This window comes from Arthrobacter sp. MDT1-49-2 (assembly GCF_059090185.1).
The window spans coordinates 198,512-213,872 of record NZ_JBNHFK010000002.1; the positions used below are offsets into that span (position 1 = coordinate 198,512).

Consider the following 15,361-nt stretch of genomic DNA (forward strand, 5'->3'; position numbering starts at 1 on the left):
CTGTTGTGAGCACTAATCAAACCCCAGCGGTTGACGCGGAAACGCGCACCCGGATGGCGAAGAAGGCCGGTTTCGCCTCCTTCGCCGGAACCACCGTCGAGTGGTACGACTTCTACGCCTACGGCACCGCCTCCGCCCTGGTCTTCGGCCAGATCTTCTTCCCGGCCGAGGACGCCGCCGTGGGCACGCTTGCCGCCTTCGCGACCTTCTGGGTCGGCTTCCTGGCCCGCCCCCTGGGCGGCGTGGTGTTCGGCCACTTTGGTGACAAGTTCGGCCGCAAGAAGGCACTGGTCACCACCCTGCTGATGATGGGCATCTGCACCACCGCCGTCGGGCTGCTGCCCACGTACGGACAGATCGGCATGTGGGCCGCCGTGATCCTGGTGTTCCTGCGCCTCATCCAGGGCATCGCGATGGGCGGCGAGTGGGGCGGCGCCGTCGTCCTGGCTGCTGAACACGCACCCAAGGGCAAGGGCATCATCTACGGTGCCTTCGCCCAGCAGGGTTCCCCCATGGGCAACCTGCTCTCGACCCTGGTGTGGCTGGCCGTGGCCCAGCTTCCGGACGAGCAGTTCCTCTCCTGGGGCTGGCGCATCCCGTTCCTGCTCTCCGCCGTCCTGGTGGGCATTGGCCTGTTCATCCGGCTCAGCATCGAGGAATCCCCGGCCATGAAGGAACTCATGGTCACCAAAACCGTGGCCAAGACGCCGTTCACCGAGGTGCTGCGCCACTCCAAGGGCATTGTGGTGCTGGGCATCGGCGCCTGCATCATCGCCGTCTCCGCCACCTACTTCAAGGGCACCTTCGCCCTGGCCTGGGCGGTGGACAGCGGGCTCTTTGACCGGTCCACCTTCCTCACCATTGTGACGATTGCCCTGGTGGTTCAGTTCTGTGTGCAGCCCTTCGGCGCAGTGATCGCGTCCAAGATGGACCTGCGCAAGGCCGTTCTGCTGCTGCTGGTGCCGGAGCTGGTGTTTATGCCGCTGATGTTCATCATGATCGGCACCGGCAACTACCTGCTGGCCGTGGTGGGCATGGCGGTGGCCACCATCCCGCACTCGATGTACTACGCAGCGCTGGCCGGGATCCTGGCCAAGTCCTTCCCGCCGAACATCCGCTACACCGGGATCTCCCTGAGCTACCAGCTCAGTTCCACCCTGTTTGCCGGAACGGCACCCATGATGGGCCAGTACCTGCTCAATGTCAGCGGTTCCATCATGGCGGTGGTGGCCCTGGCGCTGGTCCATGTGGGCCTGACCATCGGCTGCGTGCTGGGCCTGCTGGCCCGGTCCAGCAACATGGGCGACGGGTATGCCAGCTCGGACAGCTTCAGCACCCAGGAGGACCTGCCGGACGCCGGGCAGGATGTACGCAAGGCCGCAACGCAGGCATAGTCAGCCGCACGGCAGCAAAGGACCCCCGGGACTTCACGTCCCGGGGGTCCTTTGCTGTTCAGGGTCCTTGGCGCATCGGGTTAGCCGGCTACGGGGTACTCCGCAGCCCACTCCACGATCGCTGCGGTCATTGCGCGGTATCCCTGCCGGGTGGGGTGCAGCAGTTCCTGGTTGGCAGTGGGAGAATCGGCGGCCTGCAGCAGGCCGGAGACATCGGCGGCATGCAGGTACGGATCCTCACTGCAGGCTCCGTGACCGGCCAGGGCCTCCTCCGCCGCATCCACGAAATACACGTTGGCCTGCGGGACACTGTTCACCGCTGCACGGATCACGGTGTTCAGCTCCCCGACCAGTTCCCGGGCGAACCCCTGTTCCTCGACGCTGAGGCGCCCGCAGCCGCCGTCGGGCGCATCAAAAAGCTGGGGATAGGGAAGCACCAGGACAGGTGCGGCAACCGCGGCGCCCACGGCTGAATAGGCTTCTTCCAGCTGCGGCTGCAGCGCTGCGAGCTGAACAGCGGCATCCGCGCGAAGGGCGGGGTTCTGGGTGCATGGCTGCGCATCCAGCAGGCAGGCCTGCAGGATGCCGGCGAAATCCAGGTTGTTGCCGCCCACGGAGAGGATCACCAGCGTGGGGTCAAAGCCCTGCAGCTGCTGCAGCTGGGGCGGGACGGACCCGGGGCCGGCGCCGGGCTGCACGGGTTCCCGGAAGGCCAGCGTCTGCGGGCCGGTGAGGTGCCCGGTGGTCGCCCGGGAACACGCCAGATTGGCAATACTGTCCGGGGCAAAAAGTTCGGAGGCCACCGCGTGGGTGCTGCGGTGGCAGGAATCCCGGCGGGCGTCGCCGGCTGGCCGGTAGCTGCCCGCGCCCTCGCCGGAGGCGAAGGAATCCCCCAGGATGGCCAGGCGTCCGGCATCTCCGCTGACGGCGGCCAGCCAGCCGGAAGGGCTGGCCACTTTCAGATCGGCCGAACCCGATGATGCGGACGACGACGGCGGTGCCCCCGCCGTCGTCGTTGTCACCTGCGGGGACACTGCGTCGGATGATGACCTGCCCGCCGGTTCAGAGGGACCGACGGCAGGCGTCGCAGTGCAGGCGGTGAGTACTGCCACCGCTGCCACGACGCCTGCCGCCAGCCGTTTCATGCTTACCGCCGGCGCCGAAGCGCCTCGTCCACATCCGGGTCGCCCAGCTGGCCGAGCCAGGTGAGCAGATCCGGGTAGGTGGACGGGTTGGCGGCAACTGCCACCCGTGCCCGGGGGTGTGTGGCCAGTTCCTGCAACCGGGCCAGGGCCGTGGCCGGATCGGCGGCCTCGGCGATCAGCGCGGCATCAGGGTCCGCAGCGGTTCCGGCAGCATTTTCGGCGTCCGCTTCCGCAGCGGGTGCTGCTGCAACGGGTGCTTCCGCGGCAGGGACGTCAACAACGGGTGCTGCCGCGGGGTGTGCTGCCGCGGGGTGTGCTGCTGCAACAGGTGCTTCCGCAGCAGCATGCTGGCCCGGGGCCGAGGCCGCCGGAGCTGTCTGGCCGGACTGCACCGAAGCCTGCTGGGCCGGTTCCTGCGGAGCATAAGCCTGCTGCGCCGGCACCTGCTGGACGGGTGCCTGCGGAGCGGCCTCGAAGGTGAATCCGGCGCCAACGCCACCGGTGGGCGCCAGGGTCTTGAAGTGTTCCCGGGCAGCTTTGTCGAGCCAAAGGACCGCCAGGATCACAAACGGCATCACCCAGGCCAGCACCATGATGATGGTGGCCGTGCTGCCGGTCCCCACCTCATTCGCGGAGCCGTCGTTGCGGACAATCCGGATGATCATCAGGATCAGCGCGAGCACAAACAGGAGCCCGGCGTACGCACTGCCCATCACATAGGCAGAGCGCTGGTCGCGGGCAGCGATCTTGGGCAGCATGACCGCGCCGGCAACCATGACCAGTGCGAAGACGAAGGAGATCGCCCAGGTGGCGGCGCCGTCGTAATCCTCAACGAGCGTCCACACCATGGAGAACAGGGACAGTGCTGCCAGTGCTGCCGTCAGGATGAGGGTCAGCAGGATCGCCGGCTTCAGCGCGGTGAGGCGGTCCGCCGGGGCGGCCGCGGTGTGCTGGGTCAGGCGGGCAACGGACGGTGCCGAAACGGCGGCGCCGAAGGCCATCCAGAAGGTCAGCGAGAAGGACGGCGATCCGGCGTAGTAATCCAGGGAAGCACCGTAGGCGCCCATCAGGGAGAGCAGGCCGAGGAAGACGGCTCCGACGCCGAGGCAGACGCCGGTGAACCGCCAGGTCTCGGATCCGCGCAGAACGTTCAGTGCCACCAGGGCCAGGATTGCTACGGATACCAGGCCGGCCACGGAGAGCAGCAGGGTGGGGATCCAGGGGTTGCCCAGTCCCAGCGACTGGTAGACGGCGTCATCGCCGCGGCCGGAGACCTCGACGATGCGGATGATGATCTGTGCCAGGACCGCGACGGCGGCGAGGCCGGCGATTGCCACGGTGACGAAAACCCAGCGCCGGTTCCGCGCGGCGTCCACGGTGCCGGGTGCGATTTCACCGCGGCGCGGCTGTGCCGCCATGATGGCGCCTGCCAGGCCGAAGGCCGGGGCCGCATCGAGGATGCTCAGGCTCGAGTCAAAGGAGCCGGCTGCCGCCATGCTCATCACCAGGTACACCACTACCAGGATCAGGTAGGGCAGGTTGGCCAGGGCCTTGATGTCCTGCACCTGGCGGTAGCCGATCTTGGGACCGAAGATCCCGGCGCGCCAGAGGTAGCTCACGCCCACGGAGAAGATGCTCAGGAGGGTGATGAGCAGGACATCCAGTCGGGTGCCCGCCGTCGATTCGGCGCCGTAGTAGCTTCCGGCACCGAAGGTCCAGGTCATAAAGAGGGAGAAGAACAGCAGCAGGACGGCAATGCCGTCTCGCACGTAGTCGCTCACCGGAACTCCGGCGAAGGCCGAGGGACGCTTCTGGGCCGGAGCCGGAGCCTGTGCCTGGCCGTAGGCGGGGGTCCCGGTGCCGGGATTCCCCTGATACGGCTGCGCTTGACCCGTGAACTGGTCCTGGTGCTGCTGGCGGCCCTGGCCGGGGTGGCCGGCTGCTGCGAACTCGGGCTGGCGCTGCGGTGCCGCTTCAGCGCCGGCATGTGCGCCAGGAGCATGTGTTCCGGGAGCATGCGCCCCGGAAGGTGCGGCAGCGGACTCGGTGCCCATCGCGAAGCCGCACTCCGGACAGAACCGGCCTCCGGCTTCCTGTTGTTTGCCGCATTCGGGACAGAATTTCATGGTGCCTTCCTTGGAATTTTGAAAACTGTGGATGCCGTAGCCGGCAAAGGGCAGGACGGTCCTGCCGCGCAGTGCGGCAGGACCGTCCCTGGGTGCTAGTTTGCGGTCAGCTCGCCGTTGTAGCTGAGGAACGCGGTGGTGGCGCCCTCACCGGGGAACAGCTCCACTGTGACCTCGTGTTCCTCACCGTCACCGGGGTACGGGATGGTCACGGTGGACGGCTCGCCGGCCACGAGCTTCAGTTCGTGTTCCTCACCGTCCATGGTCACCACTACTGTGCCGTTCGTGCCGACGGGCAGCACCGAACCGGACACCTCGACCATCAGCTCGCCGTCGTCCTCAATGCCCTTCAGCGTGTGGGTCATGGCTTCACCGCTCAGGGAGAGCAGGCCGTAGAAGTAATCCTTGCCCGCGTCCAGGTAGGAGTCGGAGAAGGATGCGCCCGAGTCCTCCACCAGGGTCAGTTCCTTGGAGTAGTCAATGTCGCCGCCGTCTTCGGCGCGTTCCTCGTCCCATTCCGAACCGGCGAACACCACGAGCTTGTAGTCGCCTTCGGGGATTTCGTCGCCGTAGCCGAGGGTGGTGATTTCTTCCTTGCCGTCCTTGGAGTAGACGGTCATGTCACCGAAGTCGTACTCGTCTTCGGCGGCCAGGCTCATTTCCTCATCAACCCGGAGGTTGAGCACTGCGAAGCCGGCGGAATTGAATTTCACGTCGGTGGCCTCGTCCACGGCGATGTCGCCGGAGGCGTCCTCGCTGTGTGCCAGGGACAGCAGTGCCAGCGCCTGCTCGCGGGTCAGGGAATCGGTCCAGTCAATGACCGCGTCGGCCAGGGTGTGGCTCAGGCTGACCCGCCACTTGCCGTTTTCCTCCAGGGTGGTCACCGAGAGGTTCTGCAGGCCGCCGAACATCTGCGCTGACGGTTCCACCGTGTAGCCGGAGCCGTTGAGGCAGAAGCTGTCGGATTCGCGTTCGCCCTTGATGCACTCGGCCGTCAGGGTGATTTCGTCACCGTAGTCATTTTCGAGTTTGATGTTTTCGACGACGGCGGTGGCACGGTTTCCGTCCTTCTCGCCTTCCGTGAAACGGACGTCGCTGACGCTGATCTCTTCCCCGCCCATGCCCGACATCGCGTCGTCGAACATGTCCTGGTAGAGGTAGAGCAGGCTGCCTTCGTGGATGGACAGCGTGCCGGCAAGCGGGCTGAGGCTGCCTTCCGATGCCACGGCGGGAACGGCTTCGACCATGGCCTTGGCCGCTTCGGCCGGGCTGTCGCTGCCGGTGGAGGCCTCCGGGACGCTGCCGCGGTCATAGCTTTCGCTGGCGTTGATCATTTCGGCGACGCTGTACATCGGGCTGATGTACCAGCGGCCGTCACGTTCGGTGGCGACCAGGGTCAGCGGGGAACCGTCCGGGCCGAGTTCGCCCAGCTCCACGGTCTCGCTGGTCTTCTCGGTCTCATCCAGGGAGTCGAAGAGGGAGCGCAGGGTTCCGGTGGTGGCCTCCGGATCGATGTCGACCTTGACCTCGCCCGTGGTGTACCGGATCAGTGCCGTGCTCTCGTCGATTTCCTTGATTTCCGGCTCGACACCCTCGAAGGCGATGGTCACGCCGTCGAAGGAGAATTCCTCATCGCTGAGCTCTTCGTCCTCGCCGACCTTCTCCAGCGCTGCCTCGAGCCCGAACTCGTCCATCTTGTCCGCCAGGTGCTCCTGGATGCGCTGGATGGGTTCACGTTCCTCCAGCGGAACCAGAGTGGCGACGCCAAGCATGTCCTTGGTCTCGATCGACTCCATCAGCTGGTCGGCAGCCTTCTGCGGGGAGCTGGCTCCGCCGCGGATCAGGTTCTGGACGTAGAAGAAGGCACCGAGTCCGACGGCCAGCAGGACCACGAGCACGGACACCAGGATGATGACCTTGCGGGAGCGCTTCTTCGGCCCCTTGGGAGCCGGCTGCGGGGTGTTCGGACCGGCGGGTCCCTGCGGACCTGTTGGTCCGCCGTTGCCCGTGCCGCCGTTTCCGGTACCGTCACCGCCCGGACCGGCGGGGGCGCCGGGGCCTGCAGGGCTGCCGGGAGCGGGGGCGCCGGGAGCGGCGAAACCGGACCCGCTGGTGCCGGCCGCGCCGGCAGTTGATGCAACCGGCGTCGTTACGGGCGGATCAAAAACCGATGTGGTCGTGGCGGAGATTTCCGTCCGCTGTCCCGGCTGCTCGCCGGCGGTCTGGCCGGGTGCCTGCTCAAAACGCTGTGTGGGCTGTTCGCTGCGGACGGCGTCGTTGCTCGCACCGCTCTGCTGTGCCGGCTGCGGCGCCTGACAGTTGGTACAGAATTTCCAGTGCGACTGTAGTTCAGCGCCGCAGGACGTGCAGTTTTTCAAGTCTCCCCCAGGTAGTAAACGCCCGGAAGGAGTAAGTGATGGTCCCCCCGAGCCAACAGATACGTTCGCAAAAGACCTTAGCATGGGGCCTATATGCTCCGCCGGTTATGACGGGGCCCGGGGCGGAGGCCCGTGGAGGGGATTTACGGAATCAGGGTGGCATATACAACGTAGTTGTCCTCGAATTCCCCGCTGGCGGCATCAAAGCCGTCGCAGGTGATCAGGCGCAGCTCGGGCTGCTCGGTGTTTCCGTAGACCTCCAGGGTGGGGAAATCCGTTTTCCCGTACTGCTCTCCCCGGTCCACGGCAAACACGGCGGTGGTCCCGTCTTCCCGGGCAATGCTGATCCGGTCCCCCGGGTGAAGATCGCGCAGGCCGGCAAAAACTCCCGGACCTCCGCCGGTGGCATTGACGTGCCCCAGCAGTACAGCGGGGCCGCGGTCACCGGGTGCCGGTGAGCCGGTGAACCAGCTGGCCGGTGAGCCCGGCGGTTCAGGCGGAACGTCCAGGGAACCGTCTTCGCGCAGCCCGAGGTGCAGGAGCGGGGATTCCGTTCCGGTGGCCGGGATGGACAGCGACGCAGGCGGTGCGGCCGCGGGCATTTGGGCCGGGGCAGCGGCGCCCGCCGACGGCGTGGCGGCTGAGGGCGCGGCGGGTGACGGTGTGGCCGGTGACGGCGCCGCAGAAGTTACGGGAGCTGACGCACTCGTCGGCGCTCCCGCCTCCGGTGCGGAGCCGGAACTGCACCCGGTGAACAGGATGAGGGCGGCCGCCGCGCCGGTCAACAGACCCGCGCGGCGGCCGTTTGGGGATTCCTTCATAGGGATCGCCTCAGCTACTGACGCGGTTCCCTAGGCGCGGGCACGGCGGCGGAGGGCCACCATTGCTGCACCGGCCAGGGCCAGGACGCCCGCTCCGGCTACGGCAGTACCGGCAACACCGTTGTCGGAGGCGGTCTCCACACCGGTGTCAGCTCCGCCCTCAGGCATGGCCGCCATCTGGGAACCCACCAGCGTTCCGCAGGCGGCGGGAAGGGTGGCTGCTGCCGGCAGACTGGGATCCAGGTCCGACATCTTCTCGGCGGCCGCGGCAGGCATCTTGGTCGGATCCACGCCGTGCACCACCACAACCGCGCTGCCGTCCTTCAGGGATGCGGCGGTTTCGGGGCTCAGTTCAAGGGTCCGCTCGTAGGTGTATGCGGATCCGCCCGGGAAGCGCTCAACGGCCAGTGCGGAATCGGGGCTGGAATCGCCTTCAGTGGTCAGCGAGGTGCCGATGTGCCCGTAGTAGGGGTGGCCCTCGGTGGTGTTGACCACGCCGTCTCCGTCGGTATCCGCTTCCGGGCCGGGGCAGGTGCCCTGCGCAGCGATGTGGATGTGCTGGGCATGCGGGAAGGGTCCGTCCATAAAGGTCTCCGCTGCACCGGAAACGTTGACGGTGACAACTGCCTCGGTGCCGTGCACCTCCACCATGGCCTGTCCGGTGGTGCCGGAATTGTTCATGGTGTTCAGCGTGGCCTGGCTGCTCCAGGAGTCTTCACCGTGAGCCATGGCCGGACCGCCGGAAAGGGCAAGGGCGCCCAAGGCCAGCGTGGGAACGGCAAGCAGACGCATCTTCTTATTCATCATCGTGTCCTTCGTCGTGGTGGGTCTCTAGCAACACCACAGGTTCGGAGCTGATTGCCGGGCGGATGTGTCCCGGATCGAAAAACCTGAAAGAGATTTTTTGGCACCTGCTCCGCCCGGCCTACCCGTCCGTTCCGTCCTCCGCGCCGAACAGCGGGTATGGACAATCCCCTGCAGCGCCTCCGCGCCGCCCCGGCCGTCCCGGCGCTGCACGGGCTGGCGGCCCCGAGCGAAGATGTGGCAGTGTTCTCCCCGGTAATGTCCCCGGTCGTTGACCCGGCGGGGCGCCGTCGTCGAAGGGAACGTCCGTGGAAGCGCATGACTGACCTGCCCTCCCCCGAGGCTTTTCGCGGGGGTTCGCCGTCTGCCGTTCCGGAGCCCGGCGGGGAAACCGTCGCGGAGACCGGCCTCAATGACCCGGCCGCGGAGCTGGCGGACCTGCTGCGACGGAGCGGGCAGGGAGACGAGGCAAGCTTCGCCGCCCTGTATGACGCCACCTCAGCGAAGGTCTACGGCCTCACCGTGCGTGTCACGCGGTCACCGGAGATCGCCGCCGAAGTGGTCCAGGAGGTCTATCTGATGGCCTGGCAGCAGTCGGCCCGCTTCGATCCGGCGAAGGGCTCGGTGCTGGCTTGGCTGTGCACTATCGCCCACCGCCGTGCCGTGGACCGGATCCGCCAGGTGGCGCGGGAACGCGACCGGGAACAGACGTATGAGGACCGGCGAACGGATACACCGGCTGATCAGACCTGGCAGGAAGTTGAACAAAGCATGGAGACCCGTGAGGTCCGCGACGGGCTGGACACCCTCAGCCCCCTCCAACGGGAGGCCGTATCTCTGGCCTACTATCAGGGCCGCACGTACCGGCAGGTGGCCCAGCATCTGGATATCCCGCTGGGGACGGCAAAAGCCCGTATCCGGGACGGCCTGAAAAGCCTCCGATCAGCACTGGGAGGAGAACGGTGAGCAACCGCAACGATCAGCCGGGCAGCTTCGCCGGCAACCCCCATGAGCTGGCACCGCTGTACGCGGTGGACGCCTTGGAACCGCAGGAACGTGCGGAGTTTGAGCAGCACCTTGCCGGGTGCCCGCAGTGCCGGGCCGAGGTGGATTCCTACGCGGAGGTCGGAGCGTCTCTGGCAGCCGGAGCCGCGCAGGAAGCCCCGCCGGGGCTGCGCACCGCCGTGCTTTCGGGCATTTCCGGGACCCGTCCGCTGCCCGCATCGGAGGTCGCATCCCTGCCGGACCGGCGGAGCCGCCGCACCCGGACGGTGCTTGCCGCCGCAGCCGCGGCCGTACTGGTGCCGGGTATTGCCCTGGGCGGCTGGGCGCTGGGCGTGCAGTCCGAGCAGCGGGAACAGGAGCAGGTTGCGGCTGCCGAGCAGGCGCGCGAGACCCAGTTGCTGGCCGCACCCGATGTCACCACCCGGCAGTTGGACGTCAACGGCGTTCCGGCCACCCTGGTGGTATCCCGGGAGGAGGACTCCGCGCTGTTGGTTGCCGGGAGCCTGCCGGATCCGGGACAGGACCGGGAATACCAGCTCTGGCTGCTGGAGGAAGATACCCCCATCCCGAACGTCCACTTCAGCGGCGGGGAGGACGTCCGGATCTGGCTCAGCGGCAACGTCGCCGAGGCGGGGGCGGTCGCCATGACGGTGGAACCGGAGGGCGGCTCCCAGACCCCCACACTGCCGCTGCTGGCCGCGGCCGAGCTTTAGGCAGCAGCTGACGGCGGCCAAAGCCGCCGACAGCCGGACCCGGCCCGGAGCTAAGCCCCGCGGCGGGCGATCGCGGCGTTCACGCCGTCGTCGTTCAGTGCCTTCAGCCAGCTCAACAGCTCCGGTCCTGCCGAAGGATTGGCCGCCACCGCCGGGCGCACCATCGGGTGGTCGGTGGCCAGCTCCTGCAGCCGGAGCGAGCTGGTGCCCGGGTCCTCGGCCTGCGCCAGGAGCGCCACTTCCTCCGGATTCACTTTGGAGGCCGGAACGGCGGAAGCGCCGGCGTCCGCCACCACGTCGGCGGCGGGAATGTTCATGACCGGGCTGGCCGTCCGGTCTCCTGGCTTCTGAATCTCGTCCTGCATGCAGTCCTCCTTCAAACGCGGGCCTTTATCAGTAGGCTTTCAAATCATCCTTACAGACCCCGGCGCCGCAGCCCAAACCGTTGCGCCTGCACCGCGGATCCGGACCACACGGCTGCCACTGGAGGAAAGACGCAGCCCCACGGCCCCGGAACCGGGCCACGGTCTGGCCCGGCGCCCCGCCTGGGGCTAGGATTCCGCGCGGCAGCGGCTGGAGATAGTTGCCCGCGGTGTCCGGCGTGCGACATACTGAAGCCTATTCGTTCTTGGATCGAGCAATCCTCTATCAAAGTTTTTGCCTTATCCGGCCGCCGGCTGCGTGCAGGAACTGAAGGAGCTGCAAGGCAGAGTGTTTTTCAAGACTTTCGGCTGGTCGTTCGCCATCACGGCCGCCGCGCTGGTCACAGCGTTCTTCTACGGGGGGATAGAGGCACTCATCCTCTGTGCCATTCTTGGCGTTCTGGAAATCAGCCTCAGCTTCGACAACGCGGTGGTTAACGCCCGCATCCTCGAAAAAATGAGCCCGTTCTGGCAGAAAATGTTCCTCACCGTGGGCATTTTGATTGCCGTGGTGGGCATGCGCATTGTGTTCCCGCTGGTCATTGTGGGCGTTACGGCCAGCATGAACCCCATCGAGGCACTGCGGCTGGCGCTGGAGAAAGGCGACCCGGACCAGCCGGGCACCTACGGGTATCTGCTGCACGAGGCCCACCCGCAGATCGCTGCCTTCGGCGGCATGTTCCTGCTGATGATCTTCCTGGACTTTATGTTCGAGGACCGGGACATCCGCTGGCTGCGCTGGATCGAGGCCCCGCTGGCGAAAATCGGCAAGCTCAGCGGCGCGTCCCTGATCGTGGGCCTGGGGGTCCTGCTGGCCGCGGCCAGTCTGGCCGACGCCGAACACACCACCGACATCTTCGTGGCCGGTTCCGCGGGCCTCATCACCTACCTGCTGGTCACCGGCCTGGGCAACCTGTTCGACGTCGACGGCGACGGCGACTTTGATGACGAAGACGCCATCGAGCGGGTGGAGAAGAAGTCCGGCAACGGCGAGCTGGTCAAGGCCACCGGCAAGGCAGCTTTTATGCTCTTCCTCTACCTGGAAATGATCGACGCGTCCTTCTCCTTCGACGGCGTCATCGGTGCCTTCGCCATCACGTCCGACCCGATAATCATTGCCCTGGGACTGGGCCTGATCGGGGCTATCTTCGTCCGCTCGCTGACCGTTTTCCTGGTCCGCCAGGGCACCCTGGATGAATTCGTTTACTTGGACCATGGCGCGCACTGGGCCATTGGCGCCCTCGCGGCCATCCTGCTGCTGACCATTGAGCTGGAGATCAACGAGGTCATCACCGGCCTGATCGGCGTCGTCTTTATCCTGGCGTCACTGATCTCCTCGATCGTGCGCAACAAGCGCGCCGCGTCCTCCGGCGCCGCTACCAAACCTGTCTACTCGAACTAACAAGGGAGAATCATGGGCCTGAGCCTGCAAAAAGGTCAGTCGCTGTCGCTGACGAAGAAGGACGGCGGCGCTCTCAGCAAGACGCGCCTGGGACTGGGCTGGGATTCCGCCGCCCCGGTCAAGCGCGGACTCTTCGGCACGAAGAAGGCCGCTGAAGTGGACCTGGATGCCTCGGCCATCTTCTTTGATGCCAACGGCAACGCCCTGGACCAGGTCTGGTACGGGCAGCTGGCCAGCAAGGACGGCTCCTCCAAGCACACCGGCGACAATCTGACCGGTGCCGGCGAGGGCGACGACGAAGTCATCCTGGTCAATCTCGAAGCCGTCTCCCCCGCCGTGCAGCAGATTGTCTTCGTCATCTCCAGCTACAGCCGCCAGACCTTCGACCAGGTGGAGAACGCCTTCTGCCGGCTGGTTGACGATTCCACCCCCGGCAGCCCGGAAATCGCCCGGTACCAGCTGACCGACTCGGGCAACCACACCGCCATGATCATGGCCAAGGTGGCCCGCGAAGGATCCGGCTGGAGCTTCAAGGCCCTCGGCGAGCGTGCCCAGGGCCGCACCGTCATGGACCTGATCCCCACGGCCGCCCGCACACTCTAAACCGAACGTCGTTCAGAAGGAGCGCACCTTGTCCAGCCTGACACTGACCAAAGGCAACAACCTATCCCTGACCAAAGCCGATCCCGGGTTGGAACGGGCCCTGGTGGGCTTGGGCTGGGACCCGCGGACCACCAGCGGGGACCCGTTTGACCTGGACGCCTCGGCACTGCTGCTGGGCTCCGACGGCAAGGTGCGTTCCCAGGACGACTTCATCTTCTACAACCAGCTGGCCGCCAAGGACAACTCGGTGGTCCACCAGGGCGACAACCGCACCGGCCAGGGCGACGGCGACGACGAGCAGATCCTGATTGACTTCAGCCTCCTGCCCGCCGACGTTGACCGCGTGGTCATTGTGGTTTCCATTGACCAGGCCGATGTCCGGCACCAGAACTTCGGGCAGGTGCGCGATGCGTACTGCCGCGTAGTCAACCAGGACACCGACACCGAGGTGGTGCGGTACGACCTCAGCGAAGATGCTGCGGCGGAAACCTCCATGATCTTCGCCGAGGTCTACCGCAACCGCGGTGAATGGAAATTCCGTGCCATCGGCCAGGGCTATGCCTCGGGCCTGTACGGCATCGCCACCGACTTCGGCGTCGTCCTCGACTAATTTCCCCCAACCTCGTTACAAGGAGCTGAACACCATGGCAGGTCTGTCCCTTTCCAAGGGCAACAACCTTTCCCTCACCAAATCCGATCCCGGACTGCAGAAGGCCCTCGTGGGCCTTGGCTGGGACCCCCGCACCACCACGGGCGAACCTTTCGACCTGGATGCCTCGGCACTGATGATCGGAGCAAACGGCAAGGTCCGTTCCTCCGACGACTTCATCTTCTACAACCAGCCCGCCGCCAAGGACGGTTCCGTCACTCACCTGGGTGACAACCGCTCGGGCGAGGGTGCCGGCGACGACGAGCAGATCCTCATCGATCTGAGCGCCATGGCCGCCGACGTCGAGCGCGTGGTTATTGTGGTTTCCATTGACCAGGCCGATGTCCGCAACCAGAACTTCGGCCAGGTCCGCGGCGCCTACTGCCGTGTGGTCAACCAGGACAGCGACAGCGAGATTGTCCGGTTCGACCTCAGCGAGGACGCTGCCCCCGAGACCTCCATGATCTTCGCCGAGGTCTACCGCAACAACGGCGAATGGAAGTTCAAGGCCGTTGGCCAGGGCTACGCCAGCGGGCTGGCCGGCATTGTGACCGACTTCGGCGTGCAGCTGGGCTAGGCTCGCCTTCTTAGCAACACCCTGCGGGGAGTGTTCCGCGGGCCGGAACACTCCCCGCTCCCATACCGCAGTTCACCTACGAAAAGGCGAAATCATGACCTCACCGTTGACTCCTCCGGACGCCTCCGAAGCCTCGCTGGTGCTTCAGGCTCCCGAACCGCCCGCCCCGGTTGCTCCGGCCGACGCCCCGGGAATGGTCCCGGTGCCGGAGGAACGCCGTGCAGAGATCGCCGCCCAGGCACGCTCCTTTATGGAGGAAGTCTCGAAGCTGGACGCACGGAGCCCGGAGTTCACGGCGCAGGTGGATTCCATCAACAAGCTGGCCGGACAGGAAATGGTGGCCTCCGCCGGCTACTCCTCCCGTCTGCTGGACCGTTCCTCCACCTCGGTGGCGGGCTCGAAGAAGTCCGGCAACGACGCCCAGAAGAAAGTCGCGTCCACGCTGGGCGACCTGCGCAGCACGGTGGAGGACCTGACCCCGAACCAGGCGAACCTGGGCACCGGACGCAAGATCCTGGGCCTGATTCCGGGCGGCAACAAGCTGGCCAAGTACTTCCAGAAGTACGAGTCCGCACAGGTACAGCTGGACCACATCATCAAGTCCCTGATGGCCGGCCAGGATGAACTGCTCAAGGACAACGCTTCCCTCGCCGGGGAAAAGGTCGAGCTCTGGAAGACCATGCAGACCCTGAGCGAATACTCCGTGCTGGCCGAGTCCCTGGACGCCGCCTGCGTGGAGAAGGTGGACAAGCTCAAGAACTCCGGCCAGATTGAACAGGCCAACGCCCTGGAGGCGGACGTACTGTTCCCGATCCGCCAGCGCCGCCAGGACATCCTCACCCAGCTCGCCGTCTCCGTGCAGGGCTACCTGGCCATGGATCTGATCCGCAAGAACAACGTGGAACTGATCAAGGGCGTGGAACGCGCCCGGACCACCACCATTTCAGCGCTGCGCACCGCCGTCATCGTGGCCCAGGCCCTGGCCAACCAGAAGATGGTCCTGGACCAGATTGACGCGGTGAACACCACTACGAACAACATGATCCTGAGCACCAGCGAGATGCTTAAGGACCAGACAGCTCGGATCCACCAGCAGGCTTCCAGCTCGGGCGTGAGTGTTGAAACCCTGCAGCGTGCGTTCGACAACGTGTTCCAGACCATGGACGCCATTGACACCTTCCGCTCCGAGGCTGCCCGGAACATGGAAGGCACCGTGAAGTCGCTGGAGTCCACCATCACCCAGGCAAAGCCCTACCTGGAGCGCTCCCGCCAGAGCGAGTCCCGCTAGGTGCCGGGCACGGCAGCTCCGACGCAAAGGACAT

Annotated in this window: 14 protein-coding genes; 8 read left to right on the forward strand and 6 right to left on the reverse strand. The window is 66.1% G+C overall.

What is annotated here, in order from left to right:
• The first annotated feature begins 5 nt into the window (after positions 1–5).
• Positions 6–1,394, forward strand: a complete 1,389-nt coding sequence (locus AC5RTS_RS03450; protein ID WP_493990673.1) for an MFS transporter — start codon at positions 6–8, stop codon at positions 1,392–1,394.
• Between the two features lie 80 nt (positions 1,395–1,474).
• Here the strand turns inward: AC5RTS_RS03450 and AC5RTS_RS03455 are convergent, their stop codons facing one another.
• The 5 genes from AC5RTS_RS03455 to AC5RTS_RS03475 form a co-directional block, all read right to left on the reverse strand.
• The gene (locus tag AC5RTS_RS03455) at positions 1,475–2,416 is read right to left on the reverse strand and encodes an SGNH/GDSL hydrolase family protein (RefSeq protein ID WP_493990674.1); all 942 of its coding nucleotides are present in this window, start codon (positions 2,414–2,416) and stop codon (positions 1,475–1,477) included.
• A gap of 125 nt (positions 2,417–2,541) precedes the next feature.
• Positions 2,542–4,665: a DUF7937 domain-containing protein gene (locus AC5RTS_RS03460; protein ID WP_493990675.1), complete on the reverse strand. Its 2,124-nt coding sequence runs from the start codon at positions 4,663–4,665 to the stop codon at positions 2,542–2,544.
• A 95-nt stretch (positions 4,666–4,760) separates the two neighbouring features.
• Entirely contained in the window at positions 4,761–7,043 is a 2,283-nt protein-coding gene (locus tag AC5RTS_RS03465; RefSeq protein ID WP_493990676.1) for a zinc ribbon domain-containing protein, read from the reverse strand.
• A gap of 143 nt (positions 7,044–7,186) precedes the next feature.
• Entirely contained in the window at positions 7,187–7,864 is a 678-nt protein-coding gene (locus tag AC5RTS_RS03470) for a class F sortase (RefSeq protein ID WP_493990677.1), read from the reverse strand.
• 30 nt (positions 7,865–7,894) lie between these two features.
• Positions 7,895–8,668: a hypothetical protein gene (locus tag AC5RTS_RS03475; RefSeq protein WP_493990678.1), complete on the reverse strand. Its 774-nt coding sequence runs from the start codon at positions 8,666–8,668 to the stop codon at positions 7,895–7,897.
• Positions 8,669–8,827: 159 nt separating this feature from the next.
• Here AC5RTS_RS03475 and sigK point away from each other — a divergent pair, with 159 nt between their 5' ends.
• Together sigK and AC5RTS_RS03485 are read left to right on the forward strand one after the other, a co-directional pair.
• A complete protein-coding gene (gene sigK / locus AC5RTS_RS03480) occupies positions 8,828–9,634 on the forward strand; it encodes an ECF RNA polymerase sigma factor SigK (RefSeq protein WP_493990679.1) in 807 nt (268 codons plus the stop codon).
• Positions 9,631–10,386: an anti-sigma factor gene (locus tag AC5RTS_RS03485; protein ID WP_493990680.1), complete on the forward strand. Its 756-nt coding sequence runs from the start codon at positions 9,631–9,633 to the stop codon at positions 10,384–10,386. The genes sigK and AC5RTS_RS03485 overlap by 4 nt, the downstream gene beginning before the upstream one ends.
• 50 nt (positions 10,387–10,436) lie before the next feature.
• On the opposite strand, the gene AC5RTS_RS03490 is transcribed toward AC5RTS_RS03485, so the two are convergent.
• A complete protein-coding gene (locus tag AC5RTS_RS03490; protein ID WP_493990681.1) occupies positions 10,437–10,751 on the reverse strand; it encodes a variant leucine-rich repeat-containing protein in 315 nt (104 codons plus the stop codon).
• 346 nt (positions 10,752–11,097) lie between these two features.
• On the opposite strand from AC5RTS_RS03490, the gene AC5RTS_RS03495 reads away from it, so the two are divergent.
• The 5 genes from AC5RTS_RS03495 to AC5RTS_RS03515 all read left to right on the forward strand — a co-directional run bounded on the left by AC5RTS_RS03495 (position 11,098) and on the right by AC5RTS_RS03515 (position 15,327).
• Positions 11,098–12,210 carry a DUF475 domain-containing protein gene (locus tag AC5RTS_RS03495; protein WP_493990682.1) on the forward strand — a complete coding sequence of 371 codons (1,113 nt, stop codon included), beginning with the start codon at positions 11,098–11,100 and terminating at the stop codon, positions 12,208–12,210.
• 12 nt (positions 12,211–12,222) lie between these two features.
• A complete protein-coding gene (locus AC5RTS_RS03500; protein WP_493990683.1) occupies positions 12,223–12,813 on the forward strand; it encodes a TerD family protein in 591 nt (196 codons plus the stop codon).
• 28 nt (positions 12,814–12,841) lie between these two features.
• Positions 12,842–13,423, forward strand: coding sequence for a TerD family protein (locus tag AC5RTS_RS03505; protein ID WP_493990684.1), 582 nt, complete (start codon positions 12,842–12,844; stop codon positions 13,421–13,423).
• Positions 13,424–13,457: 34 nt separating this feature from the next.
• On the forward strand, positions 13,458–14,039 hold the full coding sequence (locus tag AC5RTS_RS03510) for a TerD family protein (protein ID WP_493990685.1): 582 nt from the start codon (positions 13,458–13,460) through the stop codon (positions 14,037–14,039).
• A 94-nt stretch (positions 14,040–14,133) separates the two neighbouring features.
• Complete coding sequence (locus AC5RTS_RS03515) at positions 14,134–15,327, forward strand: toxic anion resistance protein (protein WP_493990686.1); 1,194 nt, start codon at positions 14,134–14,136, stop codon at positions 15,325–15,327.
• The last annotated feature ends 34 nt before the right edge of the window (positions 15,328–15,361 follow it).